Below are 22,987 nucleotides of genomic sequence, written 5' to 3'. Positions count from 1 at the left end.
ATATTACAATCTGATTTACAGCATATTAAAATTACAATAAAACATTTAGAGAACAAAGTAGAAAAAGCAGAAAACAGATTTAAGAACAGGCAAGCACAAGAAAAAGGAATACTTATAACACCATATAAGTATTCCTTTTATAGTTATGATTCACTTTCAGTCAATGTTCCTGCCTTATGATGTGCACGATAATTTTTCGGAGTAGTCCCATATTTATCTGCAAACTCCTTATAAAAATACGGACGACTAGAAATACCAATACTTTCTATTACCTCCTGAATAGACATATCAGTTTCCAACAGAAGTTGAGCAGCCTTTTCCATACGGTATTTCTTTATAAAATCACTAGGAGTAATTCCTGATAAATCTTTAAACTTCCGAGAAAATTGACGAGGACTTATATGCATCCTTTCAGCCAAGAAAGTTGGTCCCAGCTCCTCTTTATCCAAATTCTCTTCTATTATCTCGATGATTCTTTGTATAAATGTAATCTGTTCAGGCTGATTACAATAAGGAAAAAATGCTACCCAGTTTCCTAAAGCACTTGCTTTCACCAATAAGTTTTCCTGCTGAATTTCTCCCAATCCTTTCGATACAGCCCATGCTCGCGCCAAACGTTCAAAGAATCCTTTCCTATGCAGTTTACAAATATACCCTGCCAAACAAAGAATTATCAAAAGGACAAGAGTCAAATATGCCCATATCGTATGATACCAGAAAGGAGCAATTTTAATAGCAACAGAATACTCCTTATAGACAGTATCCAATACGTCTTTCTTATACCGTATACGAAGTAAATACTCCCCAAGGGGAACATTTTTAAACATAGCCTCATTTTCTTTAGAAAAAAGACTCCATTTTTCATCATATCCCTCTAAAATATAAGCATATTCAATATCTGAATTAAGATAATCCAATGCTACAAATTGTAAAGAAAACGTATTCTGTTCTTCAGAAAGCAGAATCTGTTTTCTGTCTGCCGAATAAAACCTGTTAAGGTTAACTTCCTCACGATCAATAATCAGCTTACGAAGAATTACTTCAGGATAATATTCCGGAATAGAAGACTGACTATCATTCATATACAATAGTCCATCTACTCCTCCTAAAAAAAGATCTCCATTATAGGGACTACGATAATAGCTATCATCACTAAACTCTCCTATTTCAATCCCCTTGCTATAATAATACGTATAAGATCCACCACTAACAGGGTCATATTTTATCATTCCTTTATTTGTACCCATCCATAATATTCCAGCATCGTCTTTTACAATGCCGTGTACCATCTCATTAACCAGTCCTTGTTCGCGACCAATGTATGAAGGCACAATATTTCTGCCATTAATTGCAACAGAAACCAAACCGGCTGTAGTACCAACAAAAAAGTGATTGTTATCATATTCACACAAACACAAGACATCATCTACAGCTTTTCCCAGCATCGTACGCAAGGAATACACCTGATACTCATATTTTCGAATATCAAACCGAACTAACCCTTGTCCACGACTTCCCAGCCATAAAATAGAATCACCTTGTACCCATAAAGAAGAATATTCTACAAGTTCTTTCTGTTCTGCAAAACAACGGAAACGTCTGAATCTTTTGATCTCCGGAATTTCATGTGATTTATCTAGCACAACCTTAATAAGACCTGAGCCAAACGTTACTACCCAAAGAACAGAATCATTTTCCTCATATAAGCCATGTATTTCTGCCGGATAACGTATAGAGCCTCCCACACGTATCAGTTTATCAGACTGATAAGAATAATAATACAATAACGAATCGGACATTCCCACCAAAAAATCATCTCCTTGAGTCTTTTTCTTCAGCATAAATACCGGATAGAAATTAGGTCCGCGCACATAATCAGTCAAAGCCCATTTTCCTTTAGGTGAATAAACTGAAAGAGTTTTAAGATCAATCTCTTTTTGATAATCAGGTATACGTATCAGACCGTCTCCCTTAGTTCCAACCCACAATGTACCGTAACGATCGGTCATAATACCTCTAACCTGCCCACTTACAGATGAAGACATGCGATTTAGCATTAAATTCGTAACCAGAGCATCTCTTTTAGTAAACTTCACTACACCGGCTCCATCTGTCCCCATCCATAAAATCCCTTGCTGATTATCTGTATAAGCTGAAAATATACGCAAATCTACACGTATCAAATCTTCTGTATATTGCTGAGAAGCCATCAGACGAAGGATACCACCCGTATGAAGAGTTATCAGAATATCATCATAAAAAGGAAATACGTTCATGAAGTTACCATACTTTCTATATAGTTCCCCTACATTACGAATATATACTTTAGACTTCTTGGAAACATCATACAAATACAAATCATCTGCTTCGTCAATGAAACAAATAACCCCGCTTTGAATAAAAGTCTTTTTTATAACCTTGGAATGTAAAGGTGAAGATGTAACATCCAAACTTGTCTGCAAAGAATCAGCAGAAAAAGAACTCAATGAAAAATGAATCATCTTAGTATCATTAACTGGTACTATATGAAGTCCACCTTGTCCATCTACATAAGCACTTTGTTGAAGGTTCTCCAAATTTAAATTCATTGCACCGGCCTTCACAAAGCAACGATGATATGTATTATAATAATACAAATTCCGCTTTCCAACAATCCAGCTGTCACCTTTCCGATTAGAAAATACAATAACTTCTTCATCTGGAAATACATAATTATCGATAACAGATAAAGAATCTGTAGAAAATAAGTTTACTCCAGAATAGCTTTGCACCCATAATTTGTCATCTGAAGCAATCTGAATACGAGAAATAATGTTATTATCTAATGTTAGGCCCTTGGAAAAATCAGTACGAAATACATCTATCGTTCTACCATCATAACAGTTTAATCCATCGTAGGTACCGAACCACATCAATCCCTGATTATCCTGTAAGATGCTTAAAACTGCGCTATTTGAGAGTCCTTGTAAATGGTTTATTGTAAAAGAAGAATAAGAACTAGAAGCCAGCATAACCTGAAAGCATGCTATCAAGAAACTTGCCAGATAGATTTTCATATTACTGATGCTTCTTATCATAATTCTACTTTATAAGATATAATACAAAAATTTGGATAAATAAAAACAAAAAAAATAAGGAGCCCCATAATATTGACTCCTTATTTTTTTCTTCCGCTTTATTTTATTTCCCAAGTATCATTGGTTGCAAGCAATTCAGCAAAATTATGATATTTCTTTTTCGCAGAAACTTCTTCTATTTGTGCTTCGACAGATTCATCATATGTAGGCGCTTCTACATCACGAATAACTCCCAATGCAATCGGGAAATCAGGCCCTTCCATCAAAGCCAGTTTCAACTGAAGTGTATGATCTTCACAATGAGCATCATGTACTAGAATATCTTTTTCCGTAATTCCATTTTCACCCAGTTTAACGACTTTCAATCCGAAACCTTCCTGCATTAATCCAAACTCTTTATTCGGACCGAAAAGCATAGGTTTACCGTGTTCCAGATAAATGGCATTGCGTTCACGATCTTCTTTTTTAGCGACAGCATCATGAGTACCATCATTAAATATCACACAGTTTTGAAGAACCTCCACTACCGATGTTCCCTTATGACGAGCTGCTACTTTCAATACTTCTACTGACGGACCTCCATCTACAGCGACACAACGGGCAAAAAAGCGTCCACGCGCGCCAAAGCATAATTCTGCTGGACGGAACGGATCTTCTACTGTACCGTATGGTGACGACTTACTGACAAAACCTCGAGCTGATGTAGGAGAATACTGCCCCTTGGTAAGTCCATAAATACGATTATTCAGTAATATAATATTAATATCTACATTACGACGGATAGCATGAATAAAATGATTACCTCCAATAGCCAGTCCGTCACCATCTCCTGAAATCTGCCAGATAGTAAGATTTGGATTAGCGACTTTAGCACCTGTGGCAATAGTTGCCGCACGTCCATGAATCGTATGCATACCATATGTATTCATATAATAAGGCAGACGAGACGAACATCCAATACCAGAAATAACTGCAATTTCATGGGGAGAAACTCCTAATTCTGCAAGTGCCTTATGAAAGGAATTCAAAAATGCGTGATCACCGCATCCGGGACACCAGCGCGGTTGTCCTGCCTTATAATCTGCTGCTGTATATTTTGTTTCGCTCATTGTCTATTCCTCCATTAATTTAGTAAATGCTTCAACCAGTTCTTGTACAACAAAAGGTTGTCCCTTTACCTGATTAAACTGATGCAAATGAATACCTTCTATCTTCATTCTCAGATAACCTGCCAGCTGTCCCATATTCTGCTCTGCAACAACGATCTTTTTATATCGACGAAGAACTTCTTCTGTATTCTTAGGCAACGGATTGATGAACTTAAAATGAGCTAAAGCAGCTTTCTTTCCACGTCTGTTCAGCTCATCCATAGCCGAATGCAAATGACCGTATGTTCCACCAAAACCTACAATCAGTAAATCTACATCCTGATTTCCTTCTACCTTCAAATCAGGTATAGAATCAGCAATCTTAGCCACTTTCTCAGCACGCAGACGCGTCATCAGGTTATGATTTTCCGGATCTGTTGAGATAGCTCCCGTTTCATTACTTTTTTCCAATCCTCCGATACGGTGCATAAATCCTTCCATACCTGGAGTAGCCCAATAACGTACGCCTGTCTGTGGATTACGCTGGAAAGGTGTCCAGGCCCCAGCCATGTCAGGTGTTACATAAGGAGGACGAATATCAGGATATTCAGCTAAGTCAGGCAAACGCCATGCTGCCGAACCGTTTGCAATATATGCATCAGTCAACAAAACAACAGGAGTCATATGTTCCAATGCTATTTTACATGCCATATAGGCTGCATCAAAACAATCTGTAGGTGAGGATGCAGCAATAACAGGCATCGGGCTTTCACCATTTCTTCCATACAAAGCCTGTAATAAATCCGTCTGTTCTGATTTAGTAGGTAGTCCGGTAGAAGGTCCTCCACGCTGTACATCAACGATTACTAAAGGTAATTCAGTAATTACAGCCAGATTCATAGCTTCACTCTTCAGACAAACTCCAGGTCCGGAGGTGGTTGTTACAGCCAAAGCTCCGGCAAAAGCAGCACCAACAGCCGAAGCACATCCTGCTATTTCATCTTCACACTGAACCGTTTTTACTCCCAATGATTTATGTTTTGCCAATTCATGTAAGATATCTGTCGCAGGAGTAATAGGATATGATCCCAGGTAAAGCTGCAATCCAGCCTTTTCTGCAGCAGCAATAAGCCCGTAAGCCGTAGCTTTATTGCCATTAATATCCATGTAACGTCCTTTTTCTTTTTGAGCTTTACTAGGAACCAGATAGCTCATCGCAACTGAAGCATGCGTGTTTTCTCCAAAATGATAACCATCGTATAAAACCTTCACATTAGCTTCTGCAATCTCCGGCTTTCTCGCAAATTTCTCACGAAGTAACTTTTCACCTACCTTTACATCACGATGGAAAAGCCAGCACACTAAACCTAATGCGAACATGTTTTTGGTACGCATAATAGACTTATTGTCCAACCCACTATCCTTCAGGCTTTCTTTACACATTGTCGTAATGGCAGCTTCCACTACCTCATTCTTAATACCAAGCTCTGAAAAAGGATTTTCCAATACAAACTGAGCTTTTTCCAGGTCACGCTTTGTAAACGAGTCTGTATCAATTATAATAACCGATTGAGGCTTACAAAATTTATACTGAGTTTTCAATGCTGCAGGATTCATTGCAACCAACACATCGCATTTATCTCCTGGAGTATATACTTTCCCAGAACCTATATGTACCTGAAATCCAGAAACACCTGTTAATGTACCTTGCGGAGCCCGGATATCGGCCGGATAATCTGGAAATGTACTGATATCATTTCCCTCGGCAGCTGATATATTGGAAAACATATTTCCCGCCAGCTGCATACCGTCGCCTGAATCACCAGAGAAGCGAACAACTACATCATCCAGCTCCTTGATTATCATTTCTTCTGCCATAATATGTCATTTAAAGTTTACAAATTCATTAATCGCAAAATTGGCGAACTTCCTTTAAAAATCAAAATAAAAAAGGTAGTTATTTCATTTGTAAAGGAAGCTCTCAAGTTTTTTAAACAAAATTATTGGGATATTCCGAAAAAGAAGTATTTTTGCAATCAACTTGCCCTTGTAGTTCAACGGATAGAATAGAAGTTTCCTAAACTTTTGATTCGGGTTCGATTCCCGACGAGGGTACAAAAAGAAAGGAGCCATGTCTAAATTCTGACATAGCTCCTTTTTCCGAAAAACAAACTAGAGTTTTATTCTGCTTCGTTCAGTGTTGCAATACTTACGCGGTTCCAGTCTGGTTCTGAGAACATTTCTCCTACTCCTTGACCTTCTGCCGTAATACGGCTTGCGCTTATTTTGTATTTATTAATCAAGATAGTCTTCACAGCCTCTGCACGTTGCTTAGCAATACGTGCATTAATCTCTGCACTACCTTCAGGAGAAGCATATCCTTTAATAACAACTGTACTAGAAGGATTATTCTTCATGTATGTAGCAATACGTTCTACATTTGGCAACTGATCAGCACTTACAGTAGCCTTTCCTTGTCCGAAAGTAATAACCGACTCTAAAGACTTAGAGTGAGTATTCTGAACAATAGTTTCAACCTCTTTCGGTGCATTCATACACTCATTCAGTTTTTCTTTCAACTGATCATTTTCATATTGCAAAGCTTCAAGTCCTTCTGTTTTTGCAGCCGATTCTGCACGCAATGTGTTAATTGCATCATTCAGCAAATCAACTTCAGCCTGGTTGTATGGAGTCTGAATTGTTTGGTAATGCTTTCCATTACTACTTGCAAAATGATAGGTCACACCCGCCAAAAGTTCTATAGCTGATTTATTAACATTTAAAATCTGCGATCTGTTTCCTGACATCTGATATACAATAGCAGGACGTACATTTATAGTCCAAGCTTTCGCCTCTCCTAAATTGAAGTTAAAACTTGTTCCAAAACGGCTTACCATATATGATTTGTCATAGCCCAGACCTGAATTTACAAAATCATGTCCCCAGCCAATGCCGGCAATCGCCTCAACTTCAAACAATCTGGGCTTACCCAAATAGCCACCAAATAAGTTATTTAAGTTGATTTTACCCAAGGCTCCCAAATTAAGTGCATCAAACGCTGTACGGCTTTCGCTCGTGTTGACAGTTGTCAGTCCTTCAAAAGAAACTCCCAACACCGGAGTAATTTGTTTCCCAAGCTCAATACCAGCTGTTCCACGCATATTTTTCCAGAATGCAGAATGTGTTGTTGGGGTAATGCCTCCACCTTTGATACCCATGTACCAATTATCAAAGAATTTATTACCTACGTATGCATCTTGTGCATTACCCACCATTGCAACAGCTACAAGCGCCATTGCGAAAAAAAATCTTTTTTTCATACTTTGAATAGTTTGGTTAGTTGTTTAGTCAGTCTGTTAATCTTACAGTACATAGATAAAACAAATCTATGCCTACTTTGTTCTTCAAACTCAATAATCAGCAATAAAAAATCATAGGCAAACGAGTAGGAGGAAAACGAAGTAGTTTTCTTCCTACTTTCGTTTTCCGACCTCTCACACCACCGTACGTGCCGTTCGGCATACGGCGGTTCTTTACTATGGATGCCTTTCGTATTCTTCGAAAGACACTTCCACGACATCTTCTTCAACCATCCATTTGTAGGTCTGCGCTCCTTTATACCCTTCGCATTCCGTCCTATCTCTTTAAAGGTAGCCCAATACTTCTGTTTTGGTTTTATGCATTCGTTCCAACAAACGGTAGTTTTCAGTTATGCCGTTTAAATAAAGTTTGGTCCTTCCCTATAGGCATACATGCCTTGGGTACTACGACCTCTGCTGACTTCTCACGGCAAGCTTTACTCCATCATGGTACTTCGAATCATTCATCCTCACCATATGTCCGTGAGACCTCCTCGGATAAGGGTATTAACTTTCAATCTTATGTCTGCTCCATTTACACTAACCGTCCCGAATAGCTATAGGGCTTTAGTTTGTTTCGCAACCTTACCCACGGTCATATGCCTTATATGAAGTTTCTGTTCGTCAGACCAGATGTTTGCCGCCAGCTTCTTTCAGATTCCAACTCGCGATGGACACCCTTGCTTTTGGCTGTATGATTCCCGCTATTAGGGCTCATTGGGGACTTGCACCCGTTAGCTAATACTCATGCCGAGCATACAAAAAGAAAAGCCTCTACCATAAGTGCTATGGTAGAGGCTTTTACCTCAATCTATAATTTTAATAAATTTATTAAGCTTCTGCTTTTTCTGTATCTTTCATCTTATGTCCCATTGTCAGATATGCAACTGGAGCTGCCACGAACAATGATGACAAAGTACCGATAACAACACCCAGAATCATTGCAAAGGCAAAGCTACGAATACTATCACCACCTAAAATCAAAATACTCAACAATACGATTAAAGTACTTAATGAGGTATTAATAGTACGGCACAATGTAGTGTTCAGTGAGTCGTTAAACAGTTTAGCACGATCACGTTTCGGATACAAGTGGAAGAATTCACGTACACGGTCGAAAATTACCACCTTATCGTTGATTGAGTAACCGATTGCGGTCAAAATAGCACCGATGAATGTCTGGTCGATTTCCAATGAGAAAGGCAGTATACCATACCAAATAGAATACATACCAATAATCAACAGTGTATCAACAGCCAATGCAACAGTAGCACCTACACTATAGGCAATATTGCGGAAACGAACTAAAATATACAGACCAATTGCAATCAGAGCCAACACAACTGACCAAACAGCAGATGTTTTGATATCATCAGCGATACTTGGACCAACTTTCTGTGAACTGATGATTGAACCACCAGTACGGTTATCACGGTCGATAAATATTTCAAGTGTAGTTCCTTCACCAAGCAAATTACCCTCTTTCAATGCATCATACAAGAATTCCTCAATTTCAGCATCGATAGTTGGAGAATCTTCTTCTATACGGTAGTTTGTTGTAACACGGATAGTCTTACCATCTGTACCCAATGCAATAGCCTGAACATTAGCATCACCCACCTTTGGCTGCAACAAGCTACGTACAGTTTCCGGTTGTACAACCTGTTCGAACTGAACAACGAAGTTACGTCCACCGGTAAAGTCAATACTTTGTGACAAACCGCGAGCAAAGAATGAAATGATACAAACAACAATTACAGCTCCCCAAATTATGAAAGAACGTTTGGTAACACCCATAAAGTTGTAATGCACATTCTGCATCAGGTTCTTCGAAATACCAGTAGTAAAGGTCAAGTTCAACCACTTATCTTTACCCATATAATGTTCGTAAACCAGACGAGTCAAGAATACAGCTGTAAAGAATGAGCAAAGAATACCGATAATCAATGTAGTGGCAAATCCACGGATAGGACCAGTACCAAAGTTAAACAAGATAATACCAGTAATAATAGAAGTCAGGTTTGAGTCGAAGATTGCTGAGAATGCATTAGCATAACCTTCCGACAAAGCTTGTTTAGTTCCCTTACCAGCCTTCAACTCTTCTTTTGTACGTTCATAAATCAATACGTTAGCATCCACCGCCATACCAAGTGAAAGCACCATACCGGCAATTCCAGACATTGTCAAGGCAGCCTGGAAAGAAGATAGAATACCTAATGTAAAGAAGAAGTTAACAAACAATGCACAGTTTGCAATCATACCCGGAATAAATCCATACATAGCACACATATAAATCATCAAGACAACCAGTGCAACTACGAATGAAATAATTCCTTGGTTAATAGATTCCTGTCCCAAAGACGGTCCTACGATATCTTCCTGTACAATACGTGCAGGTGCCGGCATTTTACCAGACTTCAGCACGTTAGCCAAGTCTTTTGTCTGTTCCGGAGTAAAGCTACCAGAGATTTCTGACTGTCCTCCAGGAATTTCACCATTAACACGTGGAGCACTATATACATAACCATCCAATGCAATAGCGATTGATCTGCCAACATTTTGTTTAGTCAAAGCAGCCCAGCGACGAGCACCTTCTGTATTCATAGACATGCTCACGCACGGTTTATTATACTGGTCGTAAGAATCTCTTGCATCAGTTACGACATCACCTTCCAAAGGAGCACGGCCATTACGCTCTGTAGATTTAATTGCATACAATTCGAAAATACGACCACTCTTATCGAAGTCAGCAGCAGCAACACCCCACATCAATTTCAGATCACGAGGTAACTGCTTCTGTATTTCAGGCATACTTAAGATACGATTAACTTCAGCTGTATCGTTACGGTCAGCATAAGCAACAATAGCTCCTACGCCACTCTGGTTCAACTGAAGAACAGAAAGCAACGGATGTTCCTTCTTCATTTGTTCAATATTTGCACCAGAAGTATTAGAAGCAGTTTCACCTTTCAATGCAGCAGCTAAACTGTCTTTAGCAGAGATTGCAGGCTGAGCAGTAGCAACAGTATCTGTTTGTACAGAATCAGTAACTGTTCCTGCAAGCAAATCACGAGCACGACTATCAGCAGAAGCTAATACCGGAACGATTTCTTTTGCTTCAAAAGTTTCCCAGAATTCCAGATTAGCAGAACCCTGCAACAATTTTCTAACACGTTCTGGTTCCTTAATACCAGGCAATTCTACCATGATACGTCCCATCTTACCTTCCAATGTCTGGATATTAGGCTGAGCCACACCAAAGCGGTCGATACGAGTACGCAATACATTATAAGAATTGTCTACCGCAGCTTTCACTTCTTCGCGTAATACAGCTTCAACCTCAGCATCAGTACTGCGTGTAGTTACTTTATCCTTTAACTGTTGAGTAGCGAATAACTCTGCCAGCTTTCCTTCCGGAGCCAGTTTCTTGTATTCACGAATAAAAATTGTGATAAAATCATCCTGACTGGTAACCTGTTGTTTTGCAGCTTCAGCAACGGCTTTATTAAATGCCTCATCTGTTTTGTTATCAGCCAAAGCTTTTACAACATCCGGTACAGAAACTTCCAGAATAACGTTCATACCACCTTTCAGGTCAAGTCCCAGTCCGATTTCCATCTCACGACATTGTTTCAGCGTATAACTGCCCAACCAAACCTTTTCATTCTGTACTGAATCAAGGTAGTGAGTTTCCCCTTTCGGATCTTCTGCCGCCTTTTTCATATGATAGCGGGTTACAAAAGAGAACGAAAGATAGAACACACATACAAGGGTCAGCAATATCGCAAAAACCTTTACGAATCCTTTGTTTTGCATGTTACTTTAATTTATATATTTACTTTTTAATTAATATACGTTTATTCAAGGTTGCAAATATAGTTTTTTTTTCATTTATAAAGGGAAAGGTTTCTAAATATTTAAGTTTTAAGCTATAAATTTCCCTTTTTCAAAGAAGCATTTCATATCAGTATTATAATTTGACAGATCAAATCGTTAGAAAACAGCTGTACTGCATAACTAAACGAGTAGGAGGAAAACGAAGTAGTTTTCTTCCTACTTTCGTTTTCCGACCTCTCACACCACCGTACGTGCCGTTCGGCATACGGCGGTTCTTTACTATGGATGCCTTTCGTATTCTTCGAAAGACACTTCCACGACATCTTCTTCAACCATCCATTTGTAGGTCTGCGCTCCTTTATACCCTTCGGATTCCGTCCTATCTCTTTAAAGGTAGCCCAATACTTCTGTTTTGGTTTTATGCATTCGTTCCAACAAACGGTAGTTTTCAGTTATGCCGTTTAAATAAAGTTTGGTCCTTCCCTATAGGCATACATGCCTTGGGTACTACGACCTCTGCTGACTTCTCACGGCAAGCTTTACTCCATCATGGTACTTCGAATCATTCATCCTCACCATATGTCCGTGAGACCTCCTCGGATAAGGGTATTAACTTTCAATCTTATGTCTGCTCCATTTACACTAACCGTCCCGAATAGCTATAGGGCTTTAGTTTGTTTCGCAACCTTACCCACGGTCATATGCCTTATATGAAGTTTCTGTTCGTCAGACCAGATGTTTGCCGCCAGCTTCTTTCAGATTCCAACTCGCGATGGACACCCTTGCTTTTGGCTGTATGATTCCCGCTATTAGGGCTCATTGGGGACTTGCACCCGTTAGCTAATACTCATGCCGAGCATACAAATAAAAACAGGCCAACTTCAGAAAAGAAGTTAGCCTGTTTTCGTTGCGAATTATTATAAAACAAAGATCAATCTATAAAAAGTATTTCGCCAAAATTTGGTCTGGCAAGCATCAATAAAAATTTATTTCGTTTTTTCAAGCAAGCACCAAACCGGATAATGATCAGAAGTGTTTATGGAACGATCAATTTTACATTCCAGTATACGAAAAGCATCGCTGGCAAAAATATGGTCTATGCGGAAATAAAAACGATTCTCATAATAAGTAAAACCAGGCCCTCTACCCGCCTTTCTATAAACATCATTCAAACCCTGTCCGACTACTCGATGAGCATACGAGATAGGAGAATCATTAAAATCACCGCAAACAAGCATATAGCGAGTACGATTCACAGCAATAGCCTGTGCAACAGAGTCCGCCTGAGGGGCACGTACAGCCACAACCTTTGCTATTTTATGAAACAAATGCTTTCCCCCATTTTTTATATTCTTTTCCCTTGGAGATTTCAATATATCATTATATACAGTCTTATCATGTGCATCAAGCTTATTCGACTCCAAATGATTATTGATTAACACAAGAGTATCATTTCCAAATTTCAACCGATAAAGAATACTGGCATTGGATTCAGTCTTATAATCTATTGTTTCTGCCGAAAGAATTGGATAGCGTGAATAACAAGCAAGTCTGCCCGGCCCCTCTCCCTTTACACGTACATGGTAAGGATAACATGCCAAAGCACGATCTATTTCCTTTTGTTTTACCTTTGCACTAGGATTAAACTCTTGCAAGCAAATAATATCAGCATCACTGTCCCGCAAGTAATTGAGAACAGGATTACCTTCCTGTTTATCATACTCTTTCGTTAACGCAATATCCTGCGTGTTATAAGTAAGCAACTTAATTACCTCTCCTCCTTCCGGTTTCTCTTCTGATCCCAGCGGACAATAGTTCCAAATACTGCTCCAGCCGGCAACAAGAACCAGCAACGAAAAAAAAGCATACCGCCATTTGATACAAACCCACACAAATATAAATAGGAGATTAGCAAGAAACAGAAAAGGGAAAAACAGCCCAGCACACGCCCACAACGGATGACTGACCGGAGATATATACGGACTGTAAGCACTTATCAAAAAGCCAATGGCAACTAATATATTTAAGGTAAACAATACCCACCGAACCAAACATCCAATTTTCCTCATATCTATATTATTTTATATTATCAATATTGCATTCGGATATATTTTTCTTCCATTGGCAGAAGCCCAAACGAGCTTTATTTACTTTTTACTTGCATCAAACAAGCTCTTTTTTTCAGCATCAGTCAAACTACCGTAACCAGACTTACGCAACTTATCTAATATTCTATCTATTTCCTCTGTTCGTTCTTTTTTTCTGGCATTAAAATCATAGTCTTTCTGCTTGTCACTGTAATGCACTTTCATTTTAGGCTTTCTGGAAACAGGCTTCCAGCTTCCAGATAAAAAGTCGAGTATATTATTTATCCATTTTGTTGCATCATGACCCTTCTGTAACCCTGCGGCAAACCACCAACCGGCTAAAGCCCCTCCCAGATGAGCAATATGTCCACCTGCATTTCCTGAAGTCATAAACAACAAATCCAGCAACAACATGAATATAGCTACCTGCTTTAGCTTTACAGTACCGACAAACATCAACTGAATAGGATAGTTTGGCTCACGTACACCAACTGCAATTACAATAGCAAGCACTGAAGCCGAAGCTCCTAACAAATAAGAAGAATATACCGCACCAGCAAAATAGGGAAACAAATTATATGCAAGCATATACATCAATCCTCCCACAATTCCGCCTAATACATATAAGCCACGCAAATGTTTTGCCGAAAAAAATTGCAAGAACAAACGCCCGAACCAGTACAGCCATAACATATTGAACAATATATGCAGTATGCCAGCATGCATAAACATATAGGTAAACAACGACCAAGGCTGTCGGATAAAACGCTCCCACCAAGCGGGAAATTCCAAATAGTTCGTCCAAAAGCCAGCAGGCTGATTAAACAAAGTCAGTACAATGTTTACCAGTGTGACAACCAGGAAAACTCCTATATTTATATATAGCAGCCGAGTTACAATATCCCCTCTCCTGAAATTTTCTTTTAGGTTAGTAATAAAACTGTTGTCCGCCGCCATTCTTCTTTCTCCAATATATAATCAAAATAAAACCAAAAAGCATTCCTCCCAAATGTGCGAAATGAGCTACTCCGTCACCTCCTGCAATACCAAGAACAAGCTCCAACACAGCATATCCGATTACAAAATATTTCGCTTTAATCGGCATCGGCAAAGGAAAGATAAACATCTGACTGTTAGGAAACAGCATACCGAAAGCTAACAAAATAGCATATACAGCACCTGAAGCTCCAACCGTATTCAGACGATTCAAAAACTCAGCCATAGGTATAACTCCCATACCTGTATCTACTCCATCGTAGTGCGACCAACTAACCAAATACTCTGTATACTGTACAGCCTCCTGTATTAGTCCGGCTCCTATTCCACATAAGATGTAGTAAAATAAAAAACGCTTAGGACCCCAAACTTGTTCAAGCACCCGGCCAAACATCCACACGGCAAACATGTTAAAAAATATATGCTGGAAGTTGGCATGCATAAACATATAGGTAATAAGCTGCGCAGGATTAAAATCAGAGACCAGGAAAAAATGTAATCCCAACAAGTTTTCCACATCTATGCCGTAGCGTCGTGCCACTATTGTGCCAAAAAAGCACAACACATTAATAATCAATAGATTTTTAGTTACTGTAGGTAGGTTGTTCATAAGCTATCTATTATTCATGTTTTACAATACTATCACGTAGAACCAATAAACTTTCAGGTCCCATATTAAATAACAAATCTATAATACTGAGATTAGGCAAAAAATTGTTTTTCTGGTCAAATACCTGATAATAAGGTTTAGGCAGAAAATCCGAATCACACTGCACATATGCTTTTTTAGGATGTATCAATTCACGAAAATCATCCATATCCTCTACATTGGCAACATAATCCTTTGTCATTACAAAGGAAGGATGTAAATCGATCTGTTCACATATCCAGTTACACAATTCCATATTAAAATCGAACAAGAATTCATATCTATGTTCATAAAACTGATGAAACTCATCAGCATAGTAATCGAAAAAAGGACTTTGCTTATAAGCTGCAACAAAAGCGTTCCAATGCACATGCCGCCAGTTGCCATGATCAGAAATACGCACATCCTTCATCAGGCATTTTAAATCATCACTTTTTTCTGTCGGGATAGTCAACGACAAACTTCCATCTGCCGAAGCTATCGTGCAACGATTACGATAAGTTTGCTTCATATAGTGGTCAAACTGCTCTATATGTATAGTATCATACGCAAACAACTTCGTATAATATTCTACTGGCGCAAGATACGCCGAACTAAGTATAACTTCTTTCTTCATTCTTATTGCACACGTTGAAAAAAACGTTCTTTACAGGAAGGAAACCAGATAAACCATGCTTTACCAATAATATGATCTTCCGGAACAAAACCAAACAGCCGTGAATCGTACAAGTTTACAGGATCATTCGAAGCCATCCAATAATAGTCTTTACTGAATGTAAACGAAGTGGCAGGTTTTCCTTCTACCCACAACGTATCGCCCCGCACTTCAGCCTGCTTCTGCTCATGCGAAACAATTGTATTACATAACAATACTACATTCCACGGATATACTTTTACAGCTTCCCCTTTGCGAGGAACAACATAAGGATGTATCTCTTGCGAAAGTCTGTTGTTTAGCGGAACAAAATCGATTCGCTGTCCTGCTTTTTGTGAAACCAAATAAAATTCATAATGACTAAAGCTACGGATATACCCTCCATCTTCGGTATATCCTACCAGTGAATTTTCTTTCAGCCCTACTGCATCCAATATAATCTTCATCAGATCTTCTTTCGATGCAGGATATACATACAAAGCCTTACTGTCCGGACTTAAAATCTCATCTCCGGTATTTATCAACTCTCGATTCAACATCAGTGTATCTCCGGGAGTAGCAATACAACGGCTTATAAAGACACTGCGCCACTCAAGCCGTTTATTTCGCTGAGCAGCCCCCGGATCATTGAAAATTACAATATCCCCTTTCCCTACATCACAGTTTCCGATACGGTGATAACCTAAGAATGAAGGAAAAGGCATACGCAGACCATAACTCCACTTATTCACCAGCACCCCTTCGCCCTGATAAAGTGTATTTTCCATTCCCGACGAAGGAATAAAACATGATGTAACAAGAAAAGTCCTAACCAGCCATACAGCAATAATGACAAATGCCGATAGCTTCAGTCCTATTTTCCAGTCATTACTCAATATGATGCAGTATCATTTTATCGAATCGACAAACTTAAACAAGCGATTCCAACGGACTTTTCCGTCGAACCAACCTCTATCCTGATCGAGTGACAACCAGATAAAGATAGGCTTACCAACGATATGATCTTCAGGCACAAAGCCCCAGAAACGTGAATCGGCAGAGTTATGACGGTTATCACCCATCATCCAGTAATAATCCATCTTAAAGGTATACTTCGTCGTTTCCTGTCCGTTTATATAGATTTTTCCGTCCTTCACCTCCAGAGAATTTCCTTCATAATTCTTGATAGGACGTTCATAAATCGGCAGGTTGTCCAGTGTCAAATCGATTGTAGCACCTTTTTTCGGAATCCATACCGGACCATAATTGTCTACAGTCCAGCCAGTCAGTTTATTTACAGGATACAATCCGCCGGCATCATCATCTGGAGTATTTTCTATAGACACAACCAGATCCTTCCGAGCCAGCAAAGCTGCTTTAGCCTTCTCTGTCAACGGCATGTTATAAACCGATTCTTCGGTGTAATACATCATCAAATCCTCCTGACTAATACCCAGTTCATGACACAAATCATCAGGAAGCATTCCCTTAGTCTTGACAAAATAACGATACTGTACATTATCCGGTTCCTTATTCGCTTTTCCGTCCAGATAAATAATACGGTTCTTTATCTCTAATGTCTGACCGGGAAGTCCGACACAACGCTTTACATAGTTTTCACGACGGTCGACCGGACGGGTAATAATCTTACCGTACATCTGCGGATTTTCATCAATATATTTGCGTCCTGCCTGATAATAGAAATCGTACACCTGACGCTGCTGTTCCAAAGTAAGGCGCGACATATCTACCGGCTGCGAAAGCTGCTGTCCTGCCTGATAACTCAACCGATACAAATCTTCAGCAGGAACGGCTGTAGCTACACTGTCACCGGCCGGAAAGTTGAAAACCACAATGTCATTCAGTTCTACCTTACCCAAACCTCCAACACGCTTGTAATCCCAATGTACCCAGTCAAGATACGACTTACAGTTGAATACCGGAAGTGTATGCTGAGTAAGAGGCATATGAAGCGGAGTCTGTGGAATACGTGCTCCATAACTCATCTTGCTGACAAACAGATAATCGCCTACCAGCAACGACTTTTCGAGTGAAGAAGATGGTATAACGTAATTCTGGAAGAAATACAGATTGACAAAATACACTGCCACCAGCGCAAATACAATTGCATCTACCCAGCTCATTACTGCCAGAACCGTTTTATTTTTCGACTTTTTCCACCATGTCCATGGAATTTTCTTTGAGATATAAGCATCAAAGATAAAAGGAACAACAACCACTCCCAGCCAGCTCTGCAACCAGATCAGGAAAATCAGGTACAGAACTAATACTATACTAAACTTTATCCACTGCTTACGTGATGCCTGTATCATATCTTAAAACTGAAATAAATCGTTCATTCCTAAAAATCCTTCGTGAGTTGCTGTGTACTCGGCTGCCAGTACTGCACCCAATGCAAATCCTTTGCGGTTCTTTGCATCGTGCGTAATAATGATAGAATCAGCTTCCGATTCATAACGGATAGTATGAATTCCGGGCACTTCTCCTTCACGGATTGCACTTACAGGCATTTCATCCGATGCGCACGCTGTAGTACCGGTTACAGTTCCATCCGGAGCTGTAAGTGTACCCATAACCCATTTGTTCTTTCTGTCCAGGTTCTCCAAGATACCTTCAGCAAGTGTAATTGCTGTTCCACTTGGAGCATCCAACTTATGGATATGGTGTGTTTCTACCATTGACACGTCATAATTGGGAAAGTTGTTCATAATCTTTGCCAAATATTTATTGACAGCAGAGAAAATTGCTACCCCCAAACTAAAATTGGACGACCAGAAAAGAGTTTTTCCCTCTTCTGCACACAGACGACGCATTTCTTCTCCATGCTCGCCCATCCAACCTGTACTGCCGGAAACTACCTTAACTCCGTTTTTGAAAGCTTCCAGACAGTTGCCATAAGCTACAGAAGGAGCCGTAAACTCAATCGCAACGTCTGCTGAACGGAACGCTTCCGATGCAAAGTCCTGACGATTGTCTACATCAATAATACTTACAATTTCATGTCCGCGGGCAACTGCAATCTTTTCGATTTCCTTACCCATTTTACCATATCCTATTAATGCTATCTTCATAAATCTCAAATTATTTTAGGCACAAAGATAACGTTTTTCGTTATTAATCATTACATTTAGCGAACATTTACACCTCATTAACATGGAAGAACTCTTGCACTACGTGTGGAAACACAAACTTTTCACACTGAAACCTTTGCAGACAACCGACGGACAACCGATTGAAATTATCGATCCCGGTCTGGCAAACATGCATGCCGGTCCGGATTTTTTCAATGCAAAAATCAAGATAAACGATGTAACATGGGTAGGAAACATCGAAATACACCAGCAGGCTTCCGACTGGTTCCGCCATAATCATCATCTCGACCCGACATACGATTCGGTTATTCTGCATGTGGCTTCGGATATAGATGCTGTTCCCACACGAAGCAACGGAGAGATTATTCCACAGATGGAGTTACACTACCCACCTTATCTATTGGAAAATTATGAAGAATTAATCCGCGCCGACCGCTATCCGGCCTGTTTCCGAATCATTCCCCAACTGCCGTCTTTCCTGCTACACAGCTGGCTGTCTACGCTTCAGGTAGAGCGTTTCGAAAATAAAACGCAGCAAATAGAGAAGTACTTGCATGAATACAACCAAGACTGGGAGTACGCGTTTTTCATTACGCTGGCACGTAATTTCGGATTTGGTGTAAACAGTGATACTTTCGAGCTATGGGCGAAGAGTGTACCGCTTGCTGCTGTCAACAAACATCGTGACAATCTGTTTCAGATAGAGGCCTTTTTCTTCGGACAAGCAGGACTTCTGCAAGAGTTGCCTGTTGATGCATATACGGAAAACATGATAAAAGAATACAATTACCTGAAACAGAAGTTCGGACTACAACCTTCTTCTGATTGCCGCTGGCGTTTTCTCCGCCTGCGTCCAGGTAATTTTCCACATATCCGCATCGCACAGCTTGCCTGCCTGTACCATCGTTCACAGGGCTTATTCTCACAACTGATGGAAGCAGAATCGGTGAACGAATTACGGAATCTCCTGAAAGGTGGAACATCGGAATACTGGCTGACACACTACACTTTTGGTATACCTTCTCCTTCTCATCCCAAAACCATCAGCCAAAGCTCAACCGATTTACTTATCATCAATACGGTAATACCATTTCTTTATGCCTACGGCAAGCACAAGTCGAACGACGCCTTATGCCTGCGTGCGACCAAACTGCTAGAGGAACTGAAGCCAGAAAACAATTACATCATCCGTATGTGGAAAGAGTGTGGACTAGAAGCATCACATGCAGGCGACAGTCAGGCACTTATCCAGCTCAAAAAGAATTACTGTGACCTGAAGAAATGCTTGTACTGCCGCATCGGATATGAGTATTTCAAGAAAAAAGAAATATAATATTTCGAAGTAGTAACTAATTTTTAACTGTATCTACTTTTATCTGAATAGAAGGAATATAAATAGTTTGAACAGAAGGAACAGTAATAGTTCCTCTATCGATATTAGTAACTTCTGCTTTTACATCATTCACATAAATTTTATCCAACGGATAATATAGCTTATAGGTTGGTAAAGAAGTTATCCATTCGGTCTTTATATTCACCGGTTCTGAAAATATATCTTCACATACTAAATCAAAAGAAAATGAAGCAGTACGATCATCTCCATCACCAATAACATCAGTACTATTCACACTAAAATAATAATGCCCATCTTCCATGTAGCCCCACTTTAAGTCAAAATAATCACACTCTACATATTTTGAAGTTTCAGGATTCAGCCATTTGAGTTCCATTTTATCAGCAAGTGTCTCCATGTCATCCATGTTATCAATAAATGGATTTCCATTTTCATCTACCAGCTCGAAATAAAATTCGTAAACGCTAAACTCAACATTTTTATCATTTTTATCACAACCACTTATCAAAATAAATAATAACAGGACCACTGAACTTAAAATAAACTTTTTCATAAGCTAATTAGATTAATAAGAAGGTATTATAATTAATTTAAGTTTCGCAAGTGCTAAAATGATGTAATAAAAAAGGCTAAAGTGTTTGATAATTCGTTAATTATCACTATATTAAAGTCGTCAAACAAAAAACATAGAACCCTTTAGCCATGAACAAAAATAGACATATTATCGGTGAACTCCAAGAGTTTTTTGCAAACAATGATGCCAGCAACACGGCTCTTTCATTTAAAACAACCTCTATAATCCTTGTTATTCTCCGAAAAACCATTATTTTTGCGCACAGCGATGCAGGAAGCACCGCTTCCGGTGTTTCTTTTTATCGTTCATATAAAATTATTTTTGTAGGCGGAAATCAAATGCGACAGAGGTCGTTTTTTGATTTCCGCCTTAATTTTCGCTATGCGAAAATAAGATTTATTTTGCTGATATGCAACATTTTGCATATCTAATATATAAAAAAGAAACATGCATTCTGCCGTCGTGGCAGCATAATGAAACATCTGAAAGAATTTGTGAAATCAGTGCCGGATTACCGCAGGACAGACAAGGGAAACTACAAATACAAGCTGGAAGATATTCTTCTCCTTGTAATACTCGGACGGCTGGGCAAGTGTATGACAAGACCGGATATAATCAGATTCGGCGAGCGTAATCTGAAACGCTTCCGCTCTTTAGGAATTTTGTTGGACGGTGTGCCTTCTGAACCTACGCTCTGCCGTATATTCAAACATATTGATGATGAAGCCATGTCTGAGCGGATGTCTGAATTTACCTCCACCTTCCATGATGAGCTTGTCGGTTGTGCCGGAGACATCCTCTGTATTGACGGCAAGGCAATGAGAGGGACGGTACTTGAAAACGGACGCACCCCCGACATCGTATCCGCCTATTCCCTTGAAGGAGGTTTCACCCTTGCCACGGACATGTGTGAAGAAAAAAGCAACGAGATAACTTCCGTACCCAAACTGTTGGACAAGGTGGATGTGTCAGGATGCATAGTTACGGCAGACGCCATGTCCTTCCAGAAAGCCATCATAGATAAAATCCGGGAAAAAGGCGGTGATTTCCTTATCGAGCTGAAGGCAAACCAGAGAACTCTGCGATATGGGGTTGAGGACAATGTCAAACTTGCAGAGCCTGTGGATGTATATTCGGAAGGCCCTTTTCTTGAACATGGCAGAATAGAGACCAGAGTATGCCGTATCTTTCGTGGAAATGACCTGATTACGGACAGGAAAAAGTGGAATGGAAATCTGACGGTTGTCGAAATACGGACTGCAACGGAGAGAAAATCTGATGGTCAGAAATCTTCCGAGAGGAGGTTCTATGTCTCCAGTTTTCACGGAAGTGCCAGGCGGCTGAGTACAATAGCCAGAATGCATTGGGCAATAGAAAGCATGCACTGGGACCTTGACCGCAACCTGAGGCAGGACTTCATCAGGCGGAATAGTGCAAGGTCCGCCAGAAACCTTGACACGATACAGAGGATAGTACTGGCAATACTTTCTATATGGAAAGGTAAAAGGAAAAAGCTCTCCGACAAGGCTAAGGGAACGGCCGAACTTATTAGAGAACTTTCTTTGGACTTTACCGCAATGATACATATGCTGGATCAAAAATGAGATAATTTGTAATTTCAGAGGATTCGTAACGTTTTGGGTATCAATCATAACAAAATCCCTACTTCCCATAAGAAGTGGGTGGGGGAATTATGTGCCTTTATCTAAGCTTAAATGAAAGAGCCGTGTGCCAGCAAGGCAATAAACAGCATATCAACCATAATGAACAGCATTAGGATACAGAGCAAAGTCATCGGTTCAGTCAAGAATCCGAACTGCAAGTTCACCTGTCTTCAGGTGTTGCAGTTGCTCGTGCTCTTCCCGTTCTTCTCGGTGAAAAATGCTGCCAATTATTCGTCCTCTGCACTCTGCAAGTTGTTTACATGCGATAAGGATATGTTCTATCGTTTCATGAATGACGGCAACGTCAATTGGCGATGTATAATCTACTCGGTTTTCAGACAGCTGTATTCTCGTGTGAGCCGCAAGACAACAGCAAAATCTGATGTCAAATGCGTCATTATCGATGATACAGATCTTCCTAAGACCGGATTCAAGACAGAGAAGATCGGTAAAGTCTTCTCTCATACTCAAATGAAGCCTATACTGGGCTTCAAAGCAATGTTCCTATGCTTTACTGACGGTATATCTCAGTCTATTCTTGACTTGTGGGAATTC

The 22,987-nt window shown here is 39.7% G+C and carries 18 protein-coding genes, 1 tRNA gene and 1 pseudogene; 7 read left to right on the top strand and 13 right to left on the bottom strand.

The window, feature by feature from the left end:
- Positions 1-143 precede the first annotated feature (143 nt).
- The 3 genes from BACCOP_RS05835 to BACCOP_RS05825 form a co-directional block, all read right to left on the bottom strand.
- Positions 144-3,077 carry a ligand-binding sensor domain-containing protein gene (locus BACCOP_RS05835; RefSeq protein WP_083779551.1) on the bottom strand — a complete coding sequence of 978 codons (2,934 nt, stop codon included), beginning with the start codon at positions 3,075-3,077 and terminating at the stop codon, positions 144-146.
- 98 nt (positions 3,078-3,175) lie between these two features.
- A complete protein-coding gene (locus BACCOP_RS05830; RefSeq protein ID WP_007567195.1) occupies positions 3,176-4,186 on the bottom strand; it encodes a 2-oxoacid:ferredoxin oxidoreductase subunit beta in 1,011 nt (336 codons plus the stop codon).
- Between the two features lie 3 nt (positions 4,187-4,189).
- Positions 4,190-6,043, bottom strand: coding sequence for a 2-oxoacid:acceptor oxidoreductase subunit alpha (locus BACCOP_RS05825; RefSeq protein ID WP_007567193.1), 1,854 nt, complete (start codon positions 6,041-6,043; stop codon positions 4,190-4,192).
- A gap of 165 nt (positions 6,044-6,208) precedes the next feature.
- On the opposite strand from BACCOP_RS05825, the gene BACCOP_RS05820 reads away from it, so the two are divergent.
- Positions 6,209-6,280, top strand: a tRNA-Arg gene (locus tag BACCOP_RS05820).
- A gap of 65 nt (positions 6,281-6,345) precedes the next feature.
- On the opposite strand, the gene BACCOP_RS05815 is transcribed toward BACCOP_RS05820, so the two are convergent.
- Positions 6,346-7,485, bottom strand: a complete 1,140-nt coding sequence (locus BACCOP_RS05815; RefSeq protein ID WP_007567191.1) for an OmpA family protein — start codon at positions 7,483-7,485, stop codon at positions 6,346-6,348.
- A 113-nt stretch (positions 7,486-7,598) separates the two neighbouring features.
- Between BACCOP_RS05815 and BACCOP_RS21000 the strand changes: the two genes are divergently transcribed.
- The gene (locus BACCOP_RS21000; RefSeq protein WP_085960420.1) at positions 7,599-8,081 is read left to right on the top strand and encodes a hypothetical protein; all 483 of its coding nucleotides are present in this window, start codon (positions 7,599-7,601) and stop codon (positions 8,079-8,081) included.
- 274 nt (positions 8,082-8,355) lie between these two features.
- Here the strand turns inward: BACCOP_RS21000 and secDF are convergent, their stop codons facing one another.
- Positions 8,356-11,340, bottom strand: coding sequence for a protein translocase subunit SecDF (secDF, locus tag BACCOP_RS05805; protein ID WP_007567188.1), 2,985 nt, complete (start codon positions 11,338-11,340; stop codon positions 8,356-8,358).
- A gap of 161 nt (positions 11,341-11,501) precedes the next feature.
- Between secDF and BACCOP_RS21380 the strand changes: the two genes are divergently transcribed.
- On the top strand, positions 11,502-12,020 hold the full coding sequence (locus BACCOP_RS21380; RefSeq protein ID WP_007567185.1) for a hypothetical protein: 519 nt from the start codon (positions 11,502-11,504) through the stop codon (positions 12,018-12,020).
- Between the two features lie 327 nt (positions 12,021-12,347).
- Here BACCOP_RS21380 and BACCOP_RS05800 read toward each other — a convergent pair whose 3' ends face one another.
- From BACCOP_RS05800 to dapB, 7 genes are all read right to left on the bottom strand, one after another.
- The gene (locus tag BACCOP_RS05800; RefSeq protein WP_007567183.1) at positions 12,348-13,430 is read right to left on the bottom strand and encodes an endonuclease/exonuclease/phosphatase family protein; all 1,083 of its coding nucleotides are present in this window, start codon (positions 13,428-13,430) and stop codon (positions 12,348-12,350) included.
- Positions 13,431-13,508: 78 nt separating this feature from the next.
- Positions 13,509-14,405 (bottom strand): rhomboid family protein, encoded by an 897-nt coding sequence (locus BACCOP_RS05795; protein WP_007567181.1) that lies wholly within the window; start codon positions 14,403-14,405, stop codon positions 13,509-13,511.
- Positions 14,377-15,054 carry a rhomboid family intramembrane serine protease gene (locus BACCOP_RS05790; protein WP_007567180.1) on the bottom strand — a complete coding sequence of 226 codons (678 nt, stop codon included), beginning with the start codon at positions 15,052-15,054 and terminating at the stop codon, positions 14,377-14,379. The genes BACCOP_RS05795 and BACCOP_RS05790 overlap by 29 nt, the downstream gene beginning before the upstream one ends.
- A 10-nt stretch (positions 15,055-15,064) precedes the next feature.
- Positions 15,065-15,709, bottom strand: coding sequence for a WbqC family protein (locus BACCOP_RS05785; RefSeq protein ID WP_007567178.1), 645 nt, complete (start codon positions 15,707-15,709; stop codon positions 15,065-15,067).
- Between the two features lie 2 nt (positions 15,710-15,711).
- Positions 15,712-16,623 (bottom strand): signal peptidase I, encoded by a 912-nt coding sequence (lepB, locus tag BACCOP_RS05780; protein ID WP_085960419.1) that lies wholly within the window; start codon positions 16,621-16,623, stop codon positions 15,712-15,714.
- Positions 16,624-16,635: 12 nt separating this feature from the next.
- Positions 16,636-18,060 (bottom strand): S26 family signal peptidase, encoded by a 1,425-nt coding sequence (locus BACCOP_RS05775; RefSeq protein ID WP_007567176.1) that lies wholly within the window; start codon positions 18,058-18,060, stop codon positions 16,636-16,638.
- 3 nt (positions 18,061-18,063) lie between these two features.
- Complete coding sequence (dapB, locus tag BACCOP_RS05770; RefSeq protein WP_007567175.1) at positions 18,064-18,819, bottom strand: 4-hydroxy-tetrahydrodipicolinate reductase; 756 nt, start codon at positions 18,817-18,819, stop codon at positions 18,064-18,066.
- A gap of 82 nt (positions 18,820-18,901) precedes the next feature.
- On the opposite strand from dapB, the gene BACCOP_RS05765 reads away from it, so the two are divergent.
- Positions 18,902-20,173 carry a DUF2851 family protein gene (locus BACCOP_RS05765; RefSeq protein WP_007567174.1) on the top strand — a complete coding sequence of 424 codons (1,272 nt, stop codon included), beginning with the start codon at positions 18,902-18,904 and terminating at the stop codon, positions 20,171-20,173.
- 16 nt (positions 20,174-20,189) lie between these two features.
- Here the strand turns inward: BACCOP_RS05765 and BACCOP_RS05760 are convergent, their stop codons facing one another.
- The gene (locus BACCOP_RS05760; protein WP_007567173.1) at positions 20,190-20,747 is read right to left on the bottom strand and encodes a hypothetical protein; all 558 of its coding nucleotides are present in this window, start codon (positions 20,745-20,747) and stop codon (positions 20,190-20,192) included.
- Positions 20,748-20,896: 149 nt separating this feature from the next.
- Here BACCOP_RS05760 and BACCOP_RS20395 point away from each other — a divergent pair, with 149 nt between their 5' ends.
- The 3 genes and pseudogenes from BACCOP_RS20395 to BACCOP_RS19625 form a co-directional block, all read left to right on the top strand.
- A complete protein-coding gene (locus BACCOP_RS20395; RefSeq protein WP_007567172.1) occupies positions 20,897-21,199 on the top strand; it encodes a hypothetical protein in 303 nt (100 codons plus the stop codon).
- Between the two features lie 42 nt (positions 21,200-21,241).
- Positions 21,242-22,372 carry an ISAs1 family transposase gene (locus BACCOP_RS05750; RefSeq protein WP_007567171.1) on the top strand — a complete coding sequence of 377 codons (1,131 nt, stop codon included), beginning with the start codon at positions 21,242-21,244 and terminating at the stop codon, positions 22,370-22,372.
- Between the two features lie 111 nt (positions 22,373-22,483).
- Positions 22,484-22,987: pseudogene (locus BACCOP_RS19625) on the top strand (IS4 family transposase); the annotation flags it as partial.

This window comes from Phocaeicola coprocola DSM 17136 (genome assembly GCF_000154845.1).
Lineage (GTDB): Bacteria > Bacteroidota > Bacteroidia > Bacteroidales > Bacteroidaceae > Phocaeicola > Phocaeicola coprocola.
Note: the sequence above shows the minus strand (reverse complement) of the source record. Positions and strands in the feature narration are given on the sequence as shown.